Genomic DNA, 585 nt, shown 5'->3' on the forward strand with positions numbered 1-585 from the left:
TTTGAGCATTATAACGAACACCACCCGCACAGCGCCTTGGGATACCGTTCACCCCGGGAATTTCTGCGCAGTCGGGTATCACAATCCTAAGCGGGAAAAAGTGTCTGGACCTATGGGGTCAAATCCACTAAACAAGACACCGGTTTGAGGCCGGTGTCAGGTGATAACTAGATCTGTACAAAAGTTCACCAGACGGTACTGGATTGACACTTATACTAAGTCTCTGGGAATCAACTCTATCTTTTCTTTCAAAAGAGATACGCTTACCCGTTTACCATAGCGGCCAAAAGTGATCCCTGTTTTACTATGTCCCGCCAACTCAGCCACAATATGCTCAGCAACGTCCGCCTGCTGTAACTCATCGATGTAGCTATGCCGCAGCCCGTAAAGCGTGGGACGGCCCTGACCTACGATGCCAGCATCATTGAGGTGGCGTTGGAAGCGACAGGTGATGTTATGCGCCCAGTCGTCGTCTTTGCCTGATGGTTTGTCGTCGAACAAAAATACCTGCCCCTGACCGCGACGACTCTCCACATAGTCCAGGAATTGATGTCCGATCAACGCACTATGTAGCGGCACGGAATT

The 585-nt window shown here is 50.4% G+C and carries 1 pseudogene; it reads right to left on the reverse strand.

The window, feature by feature from the left end:
* Nucleotides 1-210 precede the first annotated feature (210 nt).
* Nucleotides 211-585 (reverse strand): annotated as a pseudogene (locus tag C3418_RS23945) (hypothetical protein); the annotation flags it as partial.

The sequence above is a fragment of the Aeromonas sp. ASNIH8 genome, from assembly GCF_002919855.1.
Classification (GTDB): domain Bacteria; phylum Pseudomonadota; class Gammaproteobacteria; order Enterobacterales; family Aeromonadaceae; genus Aeromonas; species Aeromonas caviae.